This window comes from Anaeromyxobacter oryzisoli, from assembly GCF_022690765.1.
Lineage (GTDB): Bacteria > Myxococcota > Myxococcia > Myxococcales > Anaeromyxobacteraceae > Anaeromyxobacter > Anaeromyxobacter oryzisoli.
In genome coordinates this window covers 1-19,911 of the sequence record NZ_JALCZA010000018.1, presented here as the reverse complement: position 1 = coordinate 19,911, position 19,911 = coordinate 1, and the positions used below count along the sequence as shown (strand labels likewise).

Here is a 19,911-nt window from a genome sequence, read left to right as displayed (position 1 = left end):
CCGTGCTCCGCCCATCACTCCCGCTCGAGGACGACCGCGGCGCCGAGCCCGCCGGCGGCGCACACCGTGAGCAGCGCGTGCTGCCCGCCGCGCCGCCCGAGCTCCCGGAGGGTCTGCACGATCATCCGGGCGCCGGTGGCGGCGAAGGGGTGGCCGAGGGCGATCGACCCGCCGTTCACGTTGAGCCGCGCGGGGTCGATCTCGCCGAGCGGCCGGGGGCGCCCGAGCTCCTTCTCGGCGAACGTCTTCGACGCGAACGCCTGGAGGTTCGAGAGCACCTGGGCCGCGAACGCCTCGTGCATGTCCACGAGGTCCATGTCGGAGAGGCCGAGCCCGGCGCGGTCGAGCGCGACGGGGGCGGCGTACGCCGGCCCCTGCAGGAGCTGGTCGCGCGGGTCGAGGGCGGCGTAGGCGTACGCCTTGACGAACCCGAGGGGGCGCAGCCCGAGGGCGCGCGCCCTCTCCTCGCTCATCATCACGAGCGCCGCGGCGCCGTCGGTGAGCGGCGAGGAGTTGCCGGCGGTGATGGTCCCGTAGCGGCGGTCGAAGACCGGGCGGAGCGCCGCGAGCGCCTCGAGGGTCGTGTCCTTGCGGACGACGTTGTCCCGCGTCACGACGCGGTCGAAGCGCGGCGGCACGGCGACGTGCATCACCTCGCCCTCGAGCTTGCCCTCGTCCCAGGCGAGCGCGGCGCGCCGGTGGCTCTCCAGCGCGAGCCGGTCCTGCGCCTCGCGGGAGATGCCGTTCTTCTGGGCCATCCGCTCGGCGCTCTCGCCCATGGTGAGGCCGGTGGTGGGCTCCTTGAGCGCAGGCGGCGTGGGGGTGAAGTCCTTCGGCCGGAGGCGCGAGAGGAGCCGCACCCGGTCGCCGAGCGTCCTCGCCCGCGAGAGCTCGACGAGCGTCTGCGCGAGGGCGCGGGACGCGAAGATCGGCGCGTCGGAGATCGACTCGGCGCCGCCGGCGATGGCGCAGTCGGAGTGGCCGAGGGCGATCTGGTCGGCGGCGTCGGTGGCGGCCTGGATCGACGTGGCGCAGGCCCGCGAGACGGTGTGCGCCTGCACGCTCCGCGGGAGCTGGGTGCGCAGCACCATCTCGCGGCCGACGAGGGTCACCGTCGGCGACGGGATCACCTGGCCGAAGATCACCGAGTCGAACTCCTTCGGCGACAGCCCGCTCCGGGCGACGAGCTCGTTCACGACGAGCGCGCCGAGGTCGGTCGCGGAGAGCTCCTTGAAGTCGGTCCCCGCCTTCACGAACGGGGTGCGCAGGCCCGCGATCACGGCGGCCCGGCGACCGGGGGCGAGGGTTCCGCTCTGGGTCATGGCGTCTCTCCCGTTGACTTCCGAATCGATCGGCAGCTGGATCTCATGTAGTGGCCTTGGCGCGAGGCGTCAACGTTTCGACCCCCTTCGACCGGGCGCCTGGCCGGCGGGCGCTACCCTCACCGCCGTCAGTGGGCGAGGGAGCGCGCGCGCGCCGGGAGCGTGGCATAGCGAAGCGGGGAGCCTGCCTCCAGAGCGGCCCGCGGACCGGGCGCACCTCGGCGGGGCGGTGGCGCAGCGGGGCGGTCGCGCGGCGCCCCACCCACCGGACCGACCGCCGCTTGCCCGCGGATGGCATCCAGGGGACGATCAGGACATGAAGCGCTCCCGGCAGCTCAAGCCCCTCTCCAGCGAGCACCACCAGGCGCTCCTCGTCGCGTTCCAGCTCCGGAACGCGCTCGACGGGCACCCCGACAGCGCGGGCGCGCCGAAGGACCTCCCCGGCCAGGTCGCGCTGGCGCGGCGCTTCGAGGAGCAGGTGCTCCGCTCGCACGTCCGCGCGGAGGAGGACCTGCTCGGGCGCTGGCTGGCCCAGCGGGACACCCGCCGCCTCGCGAGCGAGCACGCGGAGCTGCTGCGGCTCGTCGGGATCGCGCGGGACGGCGCCGCGCCGGACCAGCGCGCCGCGCTGCACGCGTTCGCGGAGCTCCTCGAGCGGCACGTCCACTGGGAGGAGCGCGAGCTCTTCCCTTACGCGGAGGGGCACGTGGACGAGGCGACCCTCGCCACCATCGGCGGCGAGCTCGAGCGCCGGCTCGTGCTCGCGCGGAGCGACGCGAAGTCCGCGAGCTGATTCGCCCGCGGCCGTCACTCCGCCTCCGCGGCCGCCCCGCCGCTCCGCGCCACGTCCTCGCCGCGGATCTTGCCGGCGTCCAGGCCGCGCGCCCGCTTCGTCATCTGCTCGAGGAGCTCGTCGAACGGCGGCGCGCCGCCCTTCATGAAGCGGAGCGGGTTCACCCGCGCGACCACGAACGCCTTGAGGTAGGGCGACTCGAAGCCCCGCGCCTTGAGCCGCTCCACCGCCTCCGAGACGGCGTCGTCGAGGGCGAGGAGCGCCTGGGCGCGCCGCTCGCGCCCGGGGAGCGCCTCGGAGAGCCGCCGGTCCTCGAACGCGTCCACCTTCCGGAGGATGGGGGAGTAGGCGCTCCCGGAGAGCCGCGCCCGCGCCTCGTAGGCGAAGCCGAGCGTGACGAGCGCGGGCTCCTCGAGCTCGAGGGCCATCTCGGTCTCCTTCGGGTTCACGGAGCCGGCGAGGTCGCGGTACATCCGGACGACCTCGAGCGACTTCTCCCGGAGGTTGTGCGCCTTCTCGATGTTGAGGGCGAGGATCTGGTAGGCGACCTCGCGCTCCGGGACGAGCAACGCGAGCACGCTCTTCGCGCCGAGCTCCTGGAGCGCGGTGAGCCGGTGCCCGCCGTTCGGGGTCCAGTACTTCCCGTCCTCGCGCACCGCGATGATGGGGTCGAGGTAGCGCTTGGTCTTGTCCATCGCCACGGTGAGCCGCCGCACGTGGGGGTCGGAGACGTCGCGCTGGAACGGCGTGCGCTCCACCTTCCCGGTGGGGAGCGCCACGAAGAGGAGCGGGTGCCCGCCGAGCGGCTCGCGGTAGGCCGCGAGCACCGCCCCGCCGTCCGCCTCCACGGCCTTCGCGAGCGCGTCGAGCTCGGGCGGGCGCTCGGCGAGGGCGAGCTGCGGCGGCGTCAGCTCGGTCGGCGTGAGCTTCACGCCCTTGCGAGCGCGCGGCCGCCCGCTCTTCGTCACCGGACGCTTCTTCTGGGCCATGAACGCATGGTAACGCGCCGGCCGGGGCGCGGGGGTTGCCCCGGGCAGGGCCCCGCCGCAATAATCTTCGCCCCCGTGATCGAGGTCCGCGCCCTCTCCAAGCACTACCGGGTCCACCGCCGCCCGCCCGGGCTCGCCGCCGCCGTCCGCGCCCTCTTCGACCGGAGGTACGAGACGATCAGGGCGGTGGACGGCATCGACTTCTCGGTTCGTGAAGGCGAGCGGGTCGGCTTCCTCGGGCCGAACGGCGCCGGGAAGACCACCACCCTCAAGATGCTCTCCGGGCTGCTCCACCCCACCGCGGGGGAGCTCCGGGTCGGCGGGTTCGTGCCGCAGCGGCGCGAGCCGGCGTTCCTCCGGAGCATCACGCTCGTCATGGGGCAGAAGCAGCAGCTCCTCTGGGATCTGCCCCCCGCGGACACCTTCGAGCTGAACCGCGCGGTGTTCGACGTCCCGCGCGGCGCGTTCCAGGAGACCGTGCGGGAGCTCGTGGACCTCCTCGAGATCGGCGACGTGATCCAGAAGCCGACGCGGCAGCTCTCGCTCGGCGAGCGGATGAAGTGCGAGCTCGCCGCGGCGCTGCTCCACCGGCCGAAGGTGCTCTTCCTGGACGAGCCGACGATCGGCCTCGACGTGGCGATGCAGGCGACGGTGCGCGGGTTCGTGAAGGCCTACAACGAGCGGCACGGCGCGACGGTGCTCCTCACCAGCCACTACATGGAGGACGTGGTCCAGCTCTGCCCGCGCGTCATCGTCATCGACCGCGGCCGGCTGATCTACGACGGAGACCTCCGGGCCCTCTCCCACCGGATCCGGCCCGACAAGCGGATCGTGGTCCGGTTCGCCGCCGCGAACGGCGCGCCCGCCGCGGCCGACCTCGACCGCTTCGGCAAGGTGATCACGACGGAGCCCGGCCAGGCGACGATCCAGGTCGCGGCGGACGACGTCTCCGCCGCCGTCGCGCGGATCCTCGCCGCGCTGCCGGTCGCGGATCTCACGGTGGAGGACCCTCCGCTCGAGGAGGTCTTCTCGGAGCTGTTCCGGTCGAACCGCGAGGCCGCGGAGGGGATGTAGGGCGTCCGGGCCGGGCCACGGGCCACGGGAGCCGGGAGGCGGGCACGGGAGGCGGGTACGGTGACGGGCACGGGGACGGGCGGGACCCGCCCTACCGATGCCTCGCCACGAAGATCAGCAGCGCCCCGATCAGCACCACGATCGTGATCGCCGCGAGGACGCCCACGGCGATGAGCGCCCGCCCCGCGCCCTCCTTCGGCGGCTCCGTCACCGCTCGACCCTCGGCGGAGGGCTCGGCGGCTCATGTCCGGCGGCGATCTCGAGGGGCTCGGCGCGACGCACGAGGCGATGATACGCGGCGGACGGGGTGCTCGCCAAGCCGAGGCCCGCGAACCCGTGCGCGCATCGGCAGAGCTCGGCTCCATGCAGAGGGGGCGGCGAGCGCGGGGCTCTCCCGATCTGGCGGAAGCGTTGGGCTCCGCCCCGCACCGACCCCGCCTCTACTCCCCCGCCGTCGTCGGCGCCGGCGTCCCGGGCGGCCCCGCCGGCACCGGACGCCCGGCGGGCGCCACGACCTTCACGGACGAGGCCTCGCCGAGCGCGATGCCGTCGCCGCGCGGCTCGACGCCGGTCACCTCGATCACGTCCCCGCGCAGCAGGGATTCGAACCGGCGGTTCGCGTCCGTGACGTGCTTCTCCTGGAGCGCGAGCCCCATCCGCCCCTCGGGCCCGCACCCCATGTAGCGTAGGCGGCCCTTGGAGGGGAGCGGCTCGGAGACGATCCGGAACACTCGGCCGGCGGGCGGCGCAGCCCACCCCTCCCCGGGCGCGGCGACGACGAGGTAGCTCATCTTCACCGCCTCCTTCCGGAGCCCGGCGGCCTTCCCGAGCTGGGTCACGAGCGGCGGCGGATCGATGGGCCGCTCGGCGTGGCACCAGTCGGACTCGCGCAGGAGCGCCGGGCACGGGCCGCGGAACAGGCAGGGGGCGCGGACGGCGTGGCCGCGCGCGACGAGGAGGTCCCGGACGCGGAGGAGCGCGCGCGAGGTGTCGCGGAGGGCGGGCTCGACGACGAGCAGCGAGCCGCCCGGGGCGAGGAGCCGGAGCGCCTCCTCGAGCAGGTCGGCGCGGCGAGCGTCCTCGTCCTGCCCCTTCCACAGCTCGTTCACCACGTGACCCATCGTCACGAGATCGAAGCGCCGCCCCGGCGCGAGCGCCTCGAGCGGCGTCCGCCGGGCCGGGTTCCACTCGCGCGCCCCGAGGGGCTCCCCGGCGGCGCGGGCGAGGGCGCGCGCCGCGGAGAGGGCGCGGGCGGAGCGATCCGCGGCCAGCGCCTCGGCCGCGCCGGCGTCGAGCGCGGCGAACGCCATGGGCCCGGGGCCGCTCCCGAGGTCGAGCACGGCGCGCGGGCGGCGCGGCAGCTCCGAGATCGTCCCGCGCGCCTGGAGGTAGGAGACGGGCCAGTAGAAGAGCAGGTACGCCCCGAGGAGCCGCTCCTCGTCGAGGTAGCGCGCCCCGGCGAGCTCGCGCTCCCGGGTAAGCCCCCGCGACAGCCGGGCGACCGCGGCGCCGACCTCGCGCAGCTCGTCCGGGAGGAGCGCGTCCGGCGGCGGGCGGCGGCCCCCGCGCGAGCCCCTCCGCCCCTCGCGCCAGACGGCGAGCAGCCTCGGGATCCAGCGCGCGAGGTCGTGGGCGGGGTCGTTCGGCGTCGGCACCCGCACGTTCTAACCCGGGCGGCGGCGGGCCGCGAGGGCCCCGGGGCGGATCCGACTCCGCCCTCCCCCCCCGGCGCTCCGCGCCTGACCGAGAGAGGTTCGGACCTTCAGCGGATCGCGTCGGCGAGCGCGCCGCGCGCGATCGGGCGGCGCCCCTCGACGAGCCCCCGGGCGGCGTCCACCTGCCCGAACAGCCCCCAGAGCAGCACGCCGCGGACCGCGTCGCCCTCGAGGTAGTAGACGACGCCCTCCCGGAACGGCTTCTTCCACGAGGAGACCGTCTCGAGCCGTGCGTCGAGGACGCCGACCGCCTCGTAGCCGAGGTCGAACAGGTCCGAGTAGAAGAACGGCAGGTGCGTGTAGCGCTCCTCCGAGCCGGTCATGATCCGCCCGGCCGCGGCGCCCATCGAGAGCGCCGCGTCCTCGTGCTCGACGCGGATCGGCCGGCCGAGCGCCGGCGAGGGGAAGCGCGCGACGTCGCCGGCGGCGAACACGTCCGGCGCGCTCGTCTCGAGCCGCGCGTCCACCTCGATCCCGTCCGAGCACCGGATCCCGGCCTCCTCCGCGAGGGACATGTCCGGCGTGATCCCGAGCCCCGCGACCACCGCGTCCCCGACGAGCTCCTCGCCCGTCGAGGTCCGCACCGCGGTCCCGCCCGCGCGCGCCTCGACGGCCGTGACCTGCCGGCCGGAGAGGACGCGGACCCCGCGCTGCTCGAAGTACCGCGTGACGAACGCGGCGAGCTCGGCGGGGTAGCTCCGCGCCCCGACCTGCGCCTCGGGGAAGATCATCGTGACCTGCCTGCCGTCCTGCGCGAGCGAGGCGGCGAGCTCGGAGCCGATGAACCCGGCGCCGATCACCACGACGCGCCGCCCGGCCACGTCGCGGAGCCGGCGGTAGTCGGCGAGGGTCCGGTAGTAGATGACCTCGTCGCCGCCGAACGGCAGCCGGCGCGGCCGCCCGCCGGTGGCGAGGAGGAGGCGATCGTACCGGTGGACGTCGCCCCGGTCGTCGTGGACCTGGTGCTCGCGCGTCTCGAGGGAGACGGCCCGGCGGCCGGCGAGCCACTCCACGCGCTCGAGCGGCGCGAGCCGGACGCTCGCCTCGTCGGCCTTGCCCAGCCAGATGCTCTTCGTGAGCGGCGGACGGGCGTACGCCGCCTCCGGCTCCTCCCCGATGACCGTCACGCGCGCGACGGGATCGCGCGCCCGGATCGTGGCGGCGGCCGCGTGGCCGGTCATCCCCCCACCGACTACGACGTAACGGCGGCTCTCCATGGCGCCTCCCCGCGCCCCGCGGCGCTCGTGATTGGGATGCGCACCCCCGCGCGCGGTGGCTCGTCCCGTCGGGGCGGTCGAGCCTCGGCGACCCCGTGGGCGGCTCGAGCGGGATGGCCCGGTCTAGGCCGGGGGCCGGGAGCCCGAGGCCTCGAGCCCCACGTCCGAGGCGCGCTCCTCGGGCAGCGGCACCTCGAGCACCCAGCCGTCCTGCGCCACGTCCAGGGGGCCGGCCCATTCGGCGCGCGCCTGGTCGGCGAGGACCTGCCAGGCGTGGTCGTAGCGGGTGGAGAGGTGCGTCAGCACCAGGCGCCCCACCGCCGCCTCCCGGGCGATCCGCCCGGCCTCGCGGGCGGTGGAGTGCAGCGTCTCCAGCGCGCGGTCCACCTCGTCGTCGCCGAAGGTCGCCTCGTGGACCAGGACGTCCGCGCCCCGCGCCGCGACCGCCGTGGCCTCGCACGGGCGGGTGTCGCCGGTGATCGAGACCTTCCGGCCGCGCCGCGGCGGGTCCATGACCTCCTCCGGCCGCACCACGCGGCCGTCGGGGAGCGTCACCGCCTCGCCGTGCTGGAGCGCGCCGTAGAGGGGTCCCTTCGGGATCCCGAGCGCGACCGCCTTCTCCAGGTGGAACCGCCCGGGGCGCGCGTCCTCCTCGAGGGTCCAGCCGCAGGAGGGCATCCGGTGGACCGTCGCGAACGGCACGAGCGTGCAGCCGTCGCGGCGGATCCGGTCGCCGGGCTTCACCTCGTGGAGCCGCACCTCGAAGCTGAACCGATCGGTGCCGCTGAACAGCATCGTCTGGAGGAGCCGCCGCCCGGGCCGCGGTCCGTACACGTCGAGGGGCGCCGTCCGCCCCTGCATCGAGAGCGTGCGGAGGAAGCCGATCGCGCCGAGGTAGTGATCGGCGTGGAAGTGGGTGAAGAAGATCGCCGCGACGTCGAAGCCCGCGCCGAAGGTGATGAGCTGGCGCTGCGTCCCCTCCCCGCAGTCCACGAGGAAGAGCTCGCGGTCGCGACGCACGGCGAGGCCGGACAGGTTCCGGCGGATGGTCGGTTGGGCGGCGGAGGTGCCGAGGAAGGTGAGGCGCAGCATCGGAGGGGAATGTAGCCGACCGCCCGCTCCTCGCGCGCGCGGAATGGTGCGACGGCGCCGTCTAGCTGCTCGCCGAGGTGTACCGCGCGATCGAGCGGAGCCAGACCACCCGCGCCAGCACCGAGAACGCCAGCGCGCCCGCCGCGATGAGGGCGGCGCGGGCGGGTCCGAGGCGCCCGAGCAGCGCCTCCGCGGGGAAGGTGGTCATCACCGCGAGCGGGACCACGAACGTGAAGACGAACCGCAGCCCGCCGCGGAACACGTCGGCGGGCCAGCGGGCGGCGTCGTAGATGGAGACGAAGAGGAACGACAGGTTGTCCACCTTCACCACCACGAACGCCGCCGAGATCACGAGGATCCACAGCGAGTACAGGATCGCGACGGCGCAGGCGAGGAGGACCGCCGCGAGCAGGAGCCCCTCCGGCGTCGGGGCGCGCCCCATCCGGTGGAACGCGACCGCGAAGACGGCGGCGGCGCCGGCGAGGTCGGCCACCCGCGCCGGCTCGAACTTCGCGGTGGAGACGAGGAACTGCGCGTCGGCGGGCTTGAGCAGCACGAAGTCGAGCGTGCCCTTGCGGATGTGCTCGACGACCGCCGTGAGCGACGGGTTCACCGCCCCCTCGAGGACCCCCTTGAGCAGGGTGAACCAGCCCACGACCACGAGGGCCTCGTCGAAGCTCCACCCGGCGACCGCGGTGCGCGCGCCGTAGACCACCAGGAGCGGGACGAGCGTCCACCCGGTCCAGAAGAGCGCGAGGCCGGCCCGTACCAGGAACTCGACCCGGTACTGGACGGCGATCGCCGCCGAGGCGCGGAACTGGACGCCGAGCAGCCGGAGGTAGCGGAGCACCCCTACCCTCCCACCGCCGAGAAGCGGCGCAGCCCGAGCCGCCAGGCGGCGCTCGCGCCGAGCCCGAGGAGCGCGACGAACCCCCACTGGATCCCGAGCTCCGCGAGGGCGCGCGCCCGTGGCGTCATCCCGATCACCAGCTCGACCGGGAACGCGAGCATGTAGCGGAACGGCAGCGCGCGGGCGAGCGTCTCGACCCAGCGCGGGAACAGCTCGAGCGGCACGAGGTACCCGGAGAAGACGCCGAAGAGCCCGAGCCAGACCTCGAACACCGAGCCGGCCTGCTCCAGGCGGAACGCCAGCGAGCCTATGATCGCCATGGCGAGGAAGGTGATGAGCCACGCGCCCGCGACGGTCACCGGGAACAGCGCGAGGAGCAGCGGGTCGTGGGTGACGCGCTCGCGGCCGACCACGAGGAGCGCCCCCACCGCGACCGGGAGCGTGACGAGGGCGCGCAGCGGCAGCGCCGCCAGGTTCTCGGCGGCGTAGGCGACCAGCGGGTGGATCGGGCGGAGCAGCCTGAGCGCGAGCGTCCCCTCCCGGATCTCGAAGTTCAGCTCCCAGATCACCCACGCCCCGGTCATCATCCGGACCACCAGCGCCGCGAGGAAGTAGGCGACGAAGTCACGCTGTCCGAAGCGCCCCACCGGCGCGTCGCGGGCCACCGCCGTCCAGAGCGCCAGCATGACGAGCGGCATGTTGGTCGAGAGGAGCCAGACCAGGAACTCGGCCCGGTAGGCGACCGCCTCGGCGAAGCCGACCTCGAGCAGGGTGGGGAGGGCCTTCAGGGTCCGGCGCACGAGGGAAAGGGTAACAGGGTTCGGACGTGAAACAGGTGCAGGCTGTTCGCGCTTCGGTCACTTCCGTGTTCCGTGCCCGTTCCCGTCACCGACCCTCCGTTCGCCGCGACCCGGCTCCCGTGGCCCATGGCCCGATCTCTCGCGTCGGATCGCCGGGCCAGGGGATACGGGAAGCGGGAGGCGGGCACGGGGATCGGTCACGGGCACACGGTCACGGGTACGGGTACGGGTACGGGTACGGGGGACTTCATCGGCTCGCCGCTCTCCCGCTGACCCCCGCCCCCTACCCGTAGGACTCGCGCTTCACCCGATCCCTCGGCACCCCGATCTCCTGGAGCGCCGCGAGGGCCGCCTCGAGGAAGCGCGGCCCGGGGATTTCGCCCCGCTCGCGCGCGGCCTGCCGCTCGAAGGGGCCGATGGCCGGGCCGCAGGCGTACACGAGCACCGCGCGGGGATCCGGCACGAGCGGCCGGAGGAGCTCCGCGGAGATCCGGCCGGCGCGCACGTCCGGCCCGTGGCGCTCCGGCTCGGCCTCGCGGGTGAGCGTGTGCAGCACGCGGAGCTGGCGCGGGTGCGCCGCCGCGAGGGCGGCGAGGGCGTCGCGGTAGATGACGTCGCCCCAGGTCCTGTTCGAGTAGACGAAGGTGTGCCGGAGCCGCGGGTGCTCGCGGAGCGCGTGCTTCAGGATGGACCAGTTCGGCACCACCCCCGAGCCGGCCACGAGGTGCAGGAGGTGATCGGTCCGGGCCTCGACGTCCGGCGGCAGGACGTACGGGCCGGTGAAGCCGGTGAGCACGAGCCGGCTCCCCCGCCCGGTCCGCTTCGCCAGCAGCGGCGAGAGGAGGGGCGGGTACCGGGTCACGCCGCGCTGGTACCGCTCCTCCTTCACGGTGATGGCGAGGTGGCGCTCGTGCGGCGCGGACGCGAGCGAGTACGCGCGCGGCGCCTCCGCCTTCCCCTTCAGGTCCTCGAGGTACTGGACCCACCGCTCGAGGGGCTCGAACTGGTGCGGGTCGATCGTGCAGAAGTGGCCGGGCTGGTACTCGAGCCGGTCATTCCCGGTGAAGAGGACGAGGGTGGTCGTGTCCGGCGTCTCGACGACGACGTCGGCGACCATCGCCTCGAGCTCGCGGATCCGGCGGCGGGGCGCCTCGGCCCGCACCGCCTCGCCCTCGTGCGGGACGGACGTGCGCACCACGCGGAGCTCGGGATCGGGCGCGGCCATGGCAGAGTTGTTACCGCCGGCGTGGCGCCCGGCCACAGCCCGGATCGTGAGCCCGCGGCGCCCTGACGACGAGCGCCGCCGCGGGCGCCGGCCGCCGGGCGGCCGCACGTCCGACGCCGGGCGGGCGGGCGCTAGCTAAACGGCCGGTCATGATTCGAGACGGTCAGCAGGGAGGGGCCCCACCGCAGGTGGGGAGGGGCAGCGCCCCTCCCCGCGGGACAGCGCGCGACAGCGCGCGTGGGCCCCGCGTAGCCAGGGGTGGGGCCCAGGCGAGCTTCGCTCGACGGGGCGGGGGCGCAGCCCCCGTGTAACATGACTAAACGAGGGCGCGAGGCGCGACACCGAAGGTGTTCGCGAATCGCGAACCCTCGTTCAGGCGTTCAGCCAGGCCTCGTACGCGTCGAACGTCTGCGGCCGACCGAGGAAGGCGCGCACCAGCTCGGCGGCGGGCCTCGAGCCGCCCGGCTCGAGGATCGTCTCGCGGTAGCGGCGCGCCGGCGCCGGGTCGAGCAGGCCGGCGGCGCGGAACGGGCCGAAGAGGTCCTTCGCGATGACCAGGGACCACATGTACGTGTAGTAGATGGCCGAGTAGCCGTCGAGGTGACCGAAGGACTCCTGGAAGTACGTCCCGGGCACGTGGCGGAACGGCGTGTAGCGCTCCTGCAGCTCCGCGACCACGGCCGTGGTGTCCACCGCGCCGGGATCCCGGCGGTGCAGCTCGAGGCTCGTCGCCGCGTAGAACATCTGCTGGCGGACCATGAGCCCCTTCCCGTACTCGTCCGCGGCCTTCATCCGGCGCACGAGGTCGGCCGGGATGGGGGCGCCGGTCTCCACGTGGCGCGCGAAGCGCGCGAGCACCTCCGGGTCCCAGACCCACTCCTCGAGCATCTGCGAGGGCGCCTCGACGAAGTCCCACTCGGTCGCGACGCCGGACTGGCTGGCCCAGCGCGTGCGGCCGCCGAGGACGTGGTGGAGGAGGTGGCCGAACTCGTGGAAGAAGGTCCGGACGTCCCCGTGCTCCATCAGGGCGGGCACCCCCGGCGCCGGCCGCGGGAAGTTGCAGACGAGGACGCCCTCGGGCAGCCGCCGCCCGCGCTGCCCCGAGGCGAGGGTGAACTGGGCGTAGTGCTTGTACTTGCCCTCGCGGGGATGCATGTCGAGGTAGATCCGGCCGAGCAGCGCGTCGCCCTCGACGACGTCGTACGCCTCGACGTCGGGGTGCCAGACCGGCGCGCCCGGGACCGGGCGATAGGACAGCCCGAACAGCCGGGCGGTGACGTCGAGCACGCCCTCCTTCACCCGACCGTACTCGAAGTAGGGGCGCACCGACTGGGAGTCGAACCCGTACCGCTCCGCCTTCACCCGCTCCTGGAGGAACGCCGAGTCCCACGGCTCGACCCGCTCGGCGCCGGGCACGTCCTGGCGCTTGCGCTCGAGGAGCTGCGCGTGGTCGCGCCGCATGCGCGCCTCGGCGGCGCGGGCGATCCGCTCGACGAACTCGGCCGCCGCCGCCTCGCTCCCGATCATCTTGTCCTCGGTGACGTAAGCGGCCCAGGTCGGGTAGCCGAGGAGCCGCGCCAGCTCGGCGCGGCGCGCGAGCATGCGGGAGAGGACGTCGAGGTTCCGCGGGTGGCCGCGGAGCCGGTAGAGGCGCCAGAGCTCCTCGCGCGCCCGCGCGCTCCGCGCGTACGTCATGAACGGCACGTAGTCGGTGTTGTCCGTCGTCACCACCACGCGGCCGTCCGGCCGGGACGGGTGGGCGCGTCGCCAGTCCTCGGGGAGCCCCTCCAGCTCCTCGGGGGCGAGCTCGACCGCGCGGACGTCGTCCTTGATGTTCCGGCCGAACTCCTGGCCGATGCGGACCAGCTCCTCGCGGAGCGCCTTCACGCGGGCGCGGGTCGCGTCGTCGCGATCCACGCCCGCGCGCCGGAAGTCGCGCAGGCTCTTCGCGACGAGGTAGCGGGTCGCGCCGTCCTCGCCGGAGACGTCCAGGCCGGACAGGGCTTCGAACAGGCCGCGGTCCAGGGACAGCTCGGTCGAGAGCGCGTCGACCGCCTGCTCCGCGGCCTCGGCGGCCTCGCGGAGCGCCGCGTCGGGGTGGACGTTGCGGGCGAGCGAGGCGCGGGCCGCCGCCTCCCCGAGCGCCGCGAACGCCGCGTCGAAGGCGTCGAGGGTGGCGAGGCCGCCGCGCGCCCCGAGCCGGCGCGCCCGGTCCGCCTCGGCGCGGGCGCGGTCCATGTCGCGCCGGCAACCGGCGGTGAAGGTGGCCGGGGTGCCGGTCAGCTCGCGAGAGGCGTCGGGGGTGAGGGCGTCGGGCATTCGGGCTCCTGGATGAGCCCTGTCTCTACCCCGCGGCCGGGGCGCTTGCACGCGGCGGGTCACGGGGCGCCGGGGCGGAGGCGAGGCGGACGGGCCGGCCTCGTGGCCATCACAGCTCCGGCTTGGTCTCCCGCATCATGAGCTGGGTGACCGCCTCGCGCGGCGACACGTTCTCGTAGAGCACCCGGTACACCGCGTCGGTGATCGGCATCTCGACCCCGAGCCGGCGGGCGAGATCGCGGACGCTCTTCGCGTTCCGGACGCCCTCCGCCACCTGCCCGAGCTCGCGCTGGATCTCGTCGGCCGTCTTGCCCTGCGCCAGGCCGCGGCCGACGGTCCGGTTGCGCGAGAGATCGGAGGAGCAGGTGAGGACGAGGTCGCCGAGGCCGGCGAGGCCGGAGAGGGTGAGCGGGTTCGCGCCCTTGCGCACCGCGAGCCGGCTGATCTCGGCGAGGCCGCGGGTGATGAGCGCGGCGAGGGAGTTCGCGCCGAAGCCGAAGCCGTCCGAGATGCCGGCGGCGATGGCGACGACGTTCTTCACGCAGCCGCCGATCTCCACGCCCATGACGTCGCTCGAGGTGTAGGGGCGGAAGGACGCGGTGTGGAACGCGTCCTGGACGTGCTTCGCGATCCGCTCCCAGCGCGCCGCGACGGTGACCGCGGTGGGCAGCCCCTTCGCGACCTCCTTCGCGAACGACGGGCCGGAGAGGACCGCGACGTAGGGGTGGAGCGGGACCGGCAGGACGTCCTCGAGCACCTCGCTCATGGTCATGAGCGTGTCGAGCTCGATCCCCTTCGCCACGCACACCACCGGCGTCCCGGCGTGGATCCGCCGCTTCGCCTCGATGATCACCGGGCGCACCGCGTGCGACGGCACCGCGACGACGACGAGCTCGGCGCCCTCGAGCGCCTTCACCGGATCCGGGGTCGCGTGGAGTGTCGCGGGCAGCGTGATGCCCGGCAGGTATCGCTCGTTGCGGTGGTTCCGCGCGATGTCGTCGAGGACGGCCTGGTCCTTGTCCCAGGAGGTGACGGTGTAGCCCTTGCCGGCGAGGAGCGACGCGAGCGCGGTTCCCCACGACCCGGCGCCGAGGACGGTGCAACGCATGGAAGATCTCCTTTTCGGCGGGGATCCTATCCCGGCTCCCGCCGCGAAGCGCGCGGGATCTCCGGGATTGCCGCACCGGCGGCGACGCTCCGTGCCCGGCCGGGCGCGGCGCTCCCGATCCGTGCCGCACCGCGTCACCGCGCCGGGGGCCTCCGCTCGACGGGGCGCGGAGCGGAAGGTCGTGCGCCGCCCTTCACGGAGCGGCGGTCCCTGCCTGGCGGGGCGCGGCGGCGAGCAGCGCCTTCGCCTCGTCGTCGGCGGGATCGAGCGCCAGGGCCCGGGTGAGCGCCGCCCGCCCCCCCGCGATCTCGCCGAGGCGGAGCAGCAGGTCCCCCTCGAGGCGCGCGAGCCGGGCCTCCTCCGGGCCCAGCCGGCGCGCGTCCCGGATCACCGCGAGGGCCGCGCCGAGCTGGTCCTGGTCCCTGAAGAGAAGCGCGAGGTGGTAGAGCGGGTCCGTCGCCGACGGCGCGAGCTGGGCGGCCGCCAGGTACTCGGCCCGGGCGCGCTCGGGATCCGCGAGCCCCTGGTACGCGACGCCGAGGTCCACGTGGGCGCGCCAGTAGTCCGGCTGGACCGCGAGGGCGACCTTGAGCCGCTCCACCGCCCGCGCGTGGTCGCCGCGCGCGACGTACTCGACCGCGACGTTGTCGTTCACCACCGGCTCCGCGGGCGCCTTCGCGAGCTCCGACTCCCAGAAGGCGAGGCTCGAGCGCCAGTCGAGCGCCCGGGCGAAGGACCGGCCGGCGAGCAGCGCGAGCGCTCCGAGCGCGATCGCGGCGGCGACGGCCGGCCGACGCGCCTGCGCCCACGCGAGCGGGCTCTCCTCGTCGCCGTCCACGACGGGGGCGGACGGCGCCGGGCCGAGCGCCGCGAGGGCGGCGCCGGCGGCGAGGCAGAAGCCGACCGAGGGGAGGTAGAGGAGGCGCTCGGCGAGGAGGACGCCGATCGGGACGAGGTGCATCGCCGGCAGGAGCGCGACGAAGGTCCAGAGCAGCCCGAGGGCGACGAGCGGCGCGCGCCGGCGGACGAGGAGCGCGACGGCGCCGGCGAAGGTGAAGACCCAGGCGAGCGTGGCCGCCGAGAACCCGGGGTTGGGCGCGGTGAGCGTCCCGATCCGCGCCGCGTACGCGTAGTCGCCGCCGAGGAACGACGGGAACGCGAGGATTCGCAGATACTCGCCCAGGACGCGGCTCATGGTGAGCGCGACGTGCGCGGCGGGGGTCCCGACCGGGAACCAGCGGGCGGCCGACGCGGGGGCGAGGGCGGCCGCGTGGCGCCCGACGAGATACGGGATCACCGCGAGGCAGAGGACGGCGCCGACCAGGGCGGCCTCGCGGAGCGCGCGCCGCTGGGCGTCGCCGCGCAGCCCGGGGCGCGCCGCGAGCCCGGCGGCGCCCGGGACGGCGATCGCCACGAGGCCGAACAGCGCGGGGGTGAGGAGCGCGACCTCGTCGGAGAGGACGCCGGGGACGAGCACGCCCACCGCGGCGGGGAGGGCGAGGCGCGCCTCGCGCCAGCGCAGCGCCAGGAGCAGCGCGCCGATCGCGAAGCAGGCCGCGAGCGGCCCGGACCGGCCGAAGATCGTCGCGACGGCCTCGACGTGGGCGGGGTGGAGCGCGAAGAGGAGCGCGGCCAGGACCGCGATCCGCTCGGCCCGCGCCGAGGCCGCGGCGCGGGCGAGCCGGCGCGCGAGGGCGAGGACGAGCAGGCTCGCCGCCGCGTGCAGCGCGAGGTTCACGGCGTGGTAGCCGGGCGTCCACCGACCGTGGACGGCCCAGCCGAGGGCGTAGGTGAGGGTGGTGAGCGGGCGGTAGGGGCCGCGCACCGACGGATCGCCGGCGTACCCGGAGAGCTCGTGGAAGATCCGGCCGGCGGCGCGGAGCGAATGGGTGAGCGGGTCGTCGAGCGCGACCCAGCCGTCGTGGAGGACCGGCGGGTCGTCCAGCGTGAGCAGGAAGGGGAGCACCGCCGCGATCACCACCGCCAGGCGCGGGCGGGCGGCGAGGAGGTCGAGGGCGCGGGCGGCCCAGGCGAGGCGCGGCGGCGAGCGGTCCGGGGATGCGGCTGCGTCGATCAAGGCGCGCGCATCTTACAGCGCCGCTCGATTGGGCTGAACCCCGCTGCGGCGCACGCTGCCTGCCTGCGCCGGGCAGACTCCTCCGTCCTCTGCTCGACATGCCTTCCGTTCATCACATGGTCCCGGCCCAGCCTCCGCTCCGCGAGGCGTTTCGCGCCCGGGGCCGCGGGTACGAGCGCGCCTGCACGGCGAGCGTGGGGTTGGCTCGGGAAGGAGGTGGAGGCCGGGGCGCCGCCCGTGGGCGGGAACCGGAGTGACGAGATCGGCCCCGAAGAAGCCCGCGCTGCAAAGGCATGATGAGCCGCTCGCCACGGCTAGTTGACCGCCGGTCGCAGGGGGGAGCTGAGCAGGCACGATGCACGCACGTCGCCCCCGTCACCGTCGCCCCAGAGCCGGGCCGCCATCCGCTCACCCGGAGCGCTTCTTCTTCGCTGCGCGCGGCGGCTGCGTTCCCGGTGGCTCGACGGATGCGGGGTCGAAGATCTCGCCGTTCGACCGGCGCGTATAGCGGTCCATCAAGGCGTCCCCGAAGACCTCCCGAGCGGCGCGCTGGTTGTGAGCCCGGCAAAGGAGGCGAATGTTCTTGATCGTCGGCCGACCGCCGAGGGCCTGGGCTTTGCGGTGATCGAACTCGAGCTGGTAGGTCGAGCCGCAGATGCCGCCGGAGTCGAGGGGGTACTGGCAGCGGCCGCCGTCGCGAATCCAGACGGCGCGCTTCACCGCGGCAGGTATGTGATCCGGCTGCGAGGGCCGGCGCTCCGCGAGCGGCTTCTGCACGAGCCCCTTCCGCTTGGCGCTCCGGGCGAGGAGGAGATCGAGGCCGGCCTCCAGGATCTCCTCGGTGCCGGCGCCGGGATGCGAATGGGAGAGCGCATCCCGCGCGGCGTCGAGCTTCTCGAGGAAGCGGCGGGAGACGTTGAAGTGAAGCCGCCGGAGGTCGGCGCTGAGCGGCTCGACCGATTCGCCGCGGACCTCGCGGGAAGATGGGGCGTGCGCCGCAGGGCGCGGAGAGTTGGCATCGAGGTGTTCTGCTGGCCAACCGCACGGCGCGGCGGACTCGGGCGGCTTCGCCGGCATGGTCGTGTCGGTCGCCGCGACCGGAAGCTCCACCACGGCCGCCGCCGTCGAAGGAGCCGGACCGCGCACCGCCGTGACGACCTCGCGGCGCGGCGGAGACTCGACCGGCTTCAGCTCCGCCACGACCTCCCGCGCTTCGCGCTTCGAGCGGTGGAAGAATCGGGGCAGCACCTCGCCGCGGTTCTCCGGGGTGAGGACCTTCGCGAGCTCGACCACGCTGGTGAAGCAGAGCCGGCCATCCCTGAGCGGCTCGATCACCTCGGGGCAGCGCCGCACGAGCTCGGCGGCGGTCTTCCGGTAGAACGCGGCGCCCTTCGAGAGGCCGAGGTCCCGGTGGAGGAAGGAGAAGAGGTTCGCGTGGCCCAGGTCGCGCCAGAGGTGGCGGCGATCGAAGTCGGCGAGCGCGATCAGGAAATCGGCCATGGACTCGTGCTCGCGGCGGAGGAGCTCGGAGAGGCGGGCGGAGAGATCGTAAGCGTTCATGAGCGGATCGTCTCACGGGAATTCGCGGCCTCCCCAGGCGCACGCATTCGGCGCCAGGCGCGAGAACGGGAACGGGCCCTCGCGCCTCGGCTCCGTGCGGACTCGCGACGCCCGGCGTCCGCGCGGCGCTGCGAGAGAGGCCTTCTCGGACGAGCCGGGCTCGCGAACCGTCACCAACCGGAAAACGCGTCAACCGCCGAATGGTGAAACTGGGGTTCCCACGAAAGTGCTGCGGCTCAGCGCTCACCGTGAAGCCGCCACCTCGCGAACGGGCGGCAGCTCGACAGCGATTCAGCGCCGCCCGTGCCGCCGAAGGCTCGTAGCGCTATCGGTGAAACACGGGTCTCTTCGGAGCCGATCTTGCGCAGACGGTCCCCACGCACTGCGGCGCCCCGGCCTATTCATCTTCCCGAGCCCAGACCGCTCGTCCTTCAAGGCCGTTCGTCTGCAAGGTTGCGCCGTGATGAATCCCAGGCACGCCTGCGCTGCTCCGCGTTCGTGTGCCCCGGCTCGGCGACGGCATCGTGTGCCTCGCGACGGGCTCGACCCGAGCGAGAGGCGCTACGAGCGGATCGACGAGGAGGATGCGTCCGCGTCCGGGTCCGCGTCCGGCGCGGGCGACGCGGCGGCTCCGAGCACGAGCCCGGCGAGGAGCGCGGCGACGAGCACGGCCGCGAGGACGAGCGCGGGGCGCGCCGGCCGGAGGCGCCACGCGAACGGCCGCTCCTGGCGGCGGTGGAACCGGGGGAGCGCCGCGTACTCGCGCCAGGCCTCGTCGCGGACCCGCCGCGCGTCGACCGCCCGGCCGAGGCCGGCGAGCGCGCGGGCGAGCCAGTAGCGCCCCTCGACCGAGCCGGGCCGGGCCACGAGGAGCCGCTCGAGCGGCTCGAGCGCGCCGGCGAGGTCGCCGCGGCGGACCCGGAGCCGGCCGAGCTCGAGATCGATCTCCCCCGCCCGGAAGTCCGGCGCCGCGTCGCGCGCGACGGCGAGGACCCGCTCTGCGGTGTCGCCCTCGCCGCTCCGCGCGAGCGCCGCGCCGAGCGTGAAGGCGGTGTGGACGTCCTCGTCGCCGGCGTCCACGTTCGGGCGGAGCGCCCGCGCCGCCTCGGCCGGCCGGTGGACGTCGAGGAGCAGCTGCGCGAGCTCGAGCCGCGCGCGACGGTCGTGCGGGTTCACCGAGAGCGTCCGCCGGAGCTGGCTGATGCGGCGCCAGCGGCCGAGGAGCCGGAACGGATCCGGCATGACGCGGAACGTGAACCGGTCCCCGAGCCACCAGACGACCGCGAGGGCGAGGAGCGCGCCGAGCGGGCTGCCGGTCAGCCAGGAGAGGAGGTACCACTGCCAAAGCTGGGACATGGCGGCATTTGAACCACGAGCGGGGAGAGCGGTCGAGCCCGGGGCGAACGCTGCTCGCCCTCGACTCGGGGCGCCCCCCCGCGGCGGCGCCTCGTCATCACCCCACCGCCGCCGCCACGACGCGTTCGAGGGCGCGCGGCCGGGCGGCGGCGAGCGCGAGCACGCGCCGCCGGAGGGCCGGGTGGCGCGACAGGCCCAGGACGAGCCGGGTCCACGCGGCGTACGGCAGGAAGCGCCGGCGCCAGCGGCGCTCGTAGCCGGCGAGGGCGCGGGCCGAGGCGCCGCGCGCGAGCGCGGCGGGGAGCAGGTCCGCGAGCTCGAGGGCGCAGCCGAAGGCGAGCGAGAGCCCCTCGCCCGTCACCGCGTCCACGTAGCCGGCCGCGTCGCCGAGGAGGACCAGCCGGTCGGCGACGC

Annotated in this window: 16 protein-coding genes; 2 read left to right on the top strand and 14 right to left on the bottom strand. The window is 74.8% G+C overall.

Annotation, left to right across the window (positions count from 1 at the left end; all coding sequences use genetic code 11):
- Positions 1 to 14: 14 nt before the first annotated feature.
- Entirely contained in the window at positions 15 to 1,322 is a 1,308-nt protein-coding gene (gene fadI, locus MNZ27_RS08375) for an acetyl-CoA C-acyltransferase FadI (protein ID WP_242393591.1), read from the bottom strand.
- A gap of 316 nt (positions 1,323 to 1,638) precedes the next feature.
- Here fadI and MNZ27_RS08370 point away from each other — a divergent pair, with 316 nt between their 5' ends.
- Positions 1,639 to 2,115, top strand: a complete 477-nt coding sequence (locus MNZ27_RS08370; protein ID WP_242393590.1) for a hemerythrin domain-containing protein — start codon at positions 1,639 to 1,641, stop codon at positions 2,113 to 2,115.
- Positions 2,116 to 2,129: 14 nt separating this feature from the next.
- On the opposite strand, the gene MNZ27_RS08365 is transcribed toward MNZ27_RS08370, so the two are convergent.
- Entirely contained in the window at positions 2,130 to 3,104 is a 975-nt protein-coding gene (locus MNZ27_RS08365) for a ParB N-terminal domain-containing protein (protein ID WP_242393589.1), read from the bottom strand.
- Positions 3,105 to 3,179: 75 nt separating this feature from the next.
- Between MNZ27_RS08365 and MNZ27_RS08360 the strand changes: the two genes are divergently transcribed.
- Positions 3,180 to 4,178, top strand: coding sequence for an ABC transporter ATP-binding protein (locus MNZ27_RS08360; protein WP_242393588.1), 999 nt, complete (start codon positions 3,180 to 3,182; stop codon positions 4,176 to 4,178).
- A 440-nt stretch (positions 4,179 to 4,618) separates the two neighbouring features.
- On the opposite strand, the gene MNZ27_RS08355 is transcribed toward MNZ27_RS08360, so the two are convergent.
- The 12 genes from MNZ27_RS08355 to MNZ27_RS08300 form a co-directional block, all read right to left on the bottom strand.
- Positions 4,619 to 5,833, bottom strand: a complete 1,215-nt coding sequence (locus MNZ27_RS08355) for a small ribosomal subunit Rsm22 family protein (RefSeq protein WP_242393587.1) — start codon at positions 5,831 to 5,833, stop codon at positions 4,619 to 4,621.
- Between the two features lie 107 nt (positions 5,834 to 5,940).
- On the bottom strand, positions 5,941 to 7,110 hold the full coding sequence (locus tag MNZ27_RS08350; RefSeq protein ID WP_242393586.1) for an NAD(P)/FAD-dependent oxidoreductase: 1,170 nt from the start codon (positions 7,108 to 7,110) through the stop codon (positions 5,941 to 5,943).
- A gap of 123 nt (positions 7,111 to 7,233) precedes the next feature.
- Positions 7,234 to 8,202 (bottom strand): ribonuclease Z, encoded by a 969-nt coding sequence (rnz, locus tag MNZ27_RS08345; protein WP_242393585.1) that lies wholly within the window; start codon positions 8,200 to 8,202, stop codon positions 7,234 to 7,236.
- Positions 8,203 to 8,263: 61 nt separating this feature from the next.
- A complete protein-coding gene (locus MNZ27_RS08340; protein WP_242393584.1) occupies positions 8,264 to 9,052 on the bottom strand; it encodes an ABC transporter permease in 789 nt (262 codons plus the stop codon).
- Positions 9,053 to 9,054: 2 nt separating this feature from the next.
- Positions 9,055 to 9,852, bottom strand: coding sequence for an ABC transporter permease (locus MNZ27_RS08335; RefSeq protein ID WP_242393583.1), 798 nt, complete (start codon positions 9,850 to 9,852; stop codon positions 9,055 to 9,057).
- A gap of 283 nt (positions 9,853 to 10,135) precedes the next feature.
- Positions 10,136 to 11,077, bottom strand: coding sequence for a ferredoxin reductase domain-containing protein (locus tag MNZ27_RS08330; RefSeq protein ID WP_242393582.1), 942 nt, complete (start codon positions 11,075 to 11,077; stop codon positions 10,136 to 10,138).
- A 372-nt stretch (positions 11,078 to 11,449) separates the two neighbouring features.
- Positions 11,450 to 13,396: a M3 family metallopeptidase gene (locus tag MNZ27_RS08325; protein WP_242393581.1), complete on the bottom strand. Its 1,947-nt coding sequence runs from the start codon at positions 13,394 to 13,396 to the stop codon at positions 11,450 to 11,452.
- 109 nt (positions 13,397 to 13,505) lie between these two features.
- Positions 13,506 to 14,504 carry an NAD(P)H-dependent glycerol-3-phosphate dehydrogenase gene (locus MNZ27_RS08320; protein ID WP_242393580.1) on the bottom strand — a complete coding sequence of 333 codons (999 nt, stop codon included), beginning with the start codon at positions 14,502 to 14,504 and terminating at the stop codon, positions 13,506 to 13,508.
- Between the two features lie 193 nt (positions 14,505 to 14,697).
- Positions 14,698 to 16,581, bottom strand: coding sequence for a tetratricopeptide repeat protein (locus tag MNZ27_RS08315; RefSeq protein WP_242393579.1), 1,884 nt, complete (start codon positions 16,579 to 16,581; stop codon positions 14,698 to 14,700).
- A gap of 408 nt (positions 16,582 to 16,989) precedes the next feature.
- A complete protein-coding gene (locus MNZ27_RS08310; protein ID WP_242393578.1) occupies positions 16,990 to 18,141 on the bottom strand; it encodes an HNH endonuclease signature motif containing protein in 1,152 nt (383 codons plus the stop codon).
- Between the two features lie 561 nt (positions 18,142 to 18,702).
- Positions 18,703 to 19,497 (bottom strand): tetratricopeptide repeat protein, encoded by a 795-nt coding sequence (locus MNZ27_RS08305; protein ID WP_242393577.1) that lies wholly within the window; start codon positions 19,495 to 19,497, stop codon positions 18,703 to 18,705.
- Between the two features lie 97 nt (positions 19,498 to 19,594).
- Positions 19,595 to 19,911 (bottom strand): NAD(P)/FAD-dependent oxidoreductase (locus MNZ27_RS08300; protein ID WP_408629685.1); only part of this gene is annotated, 317 nt, incomplete at its 5' end.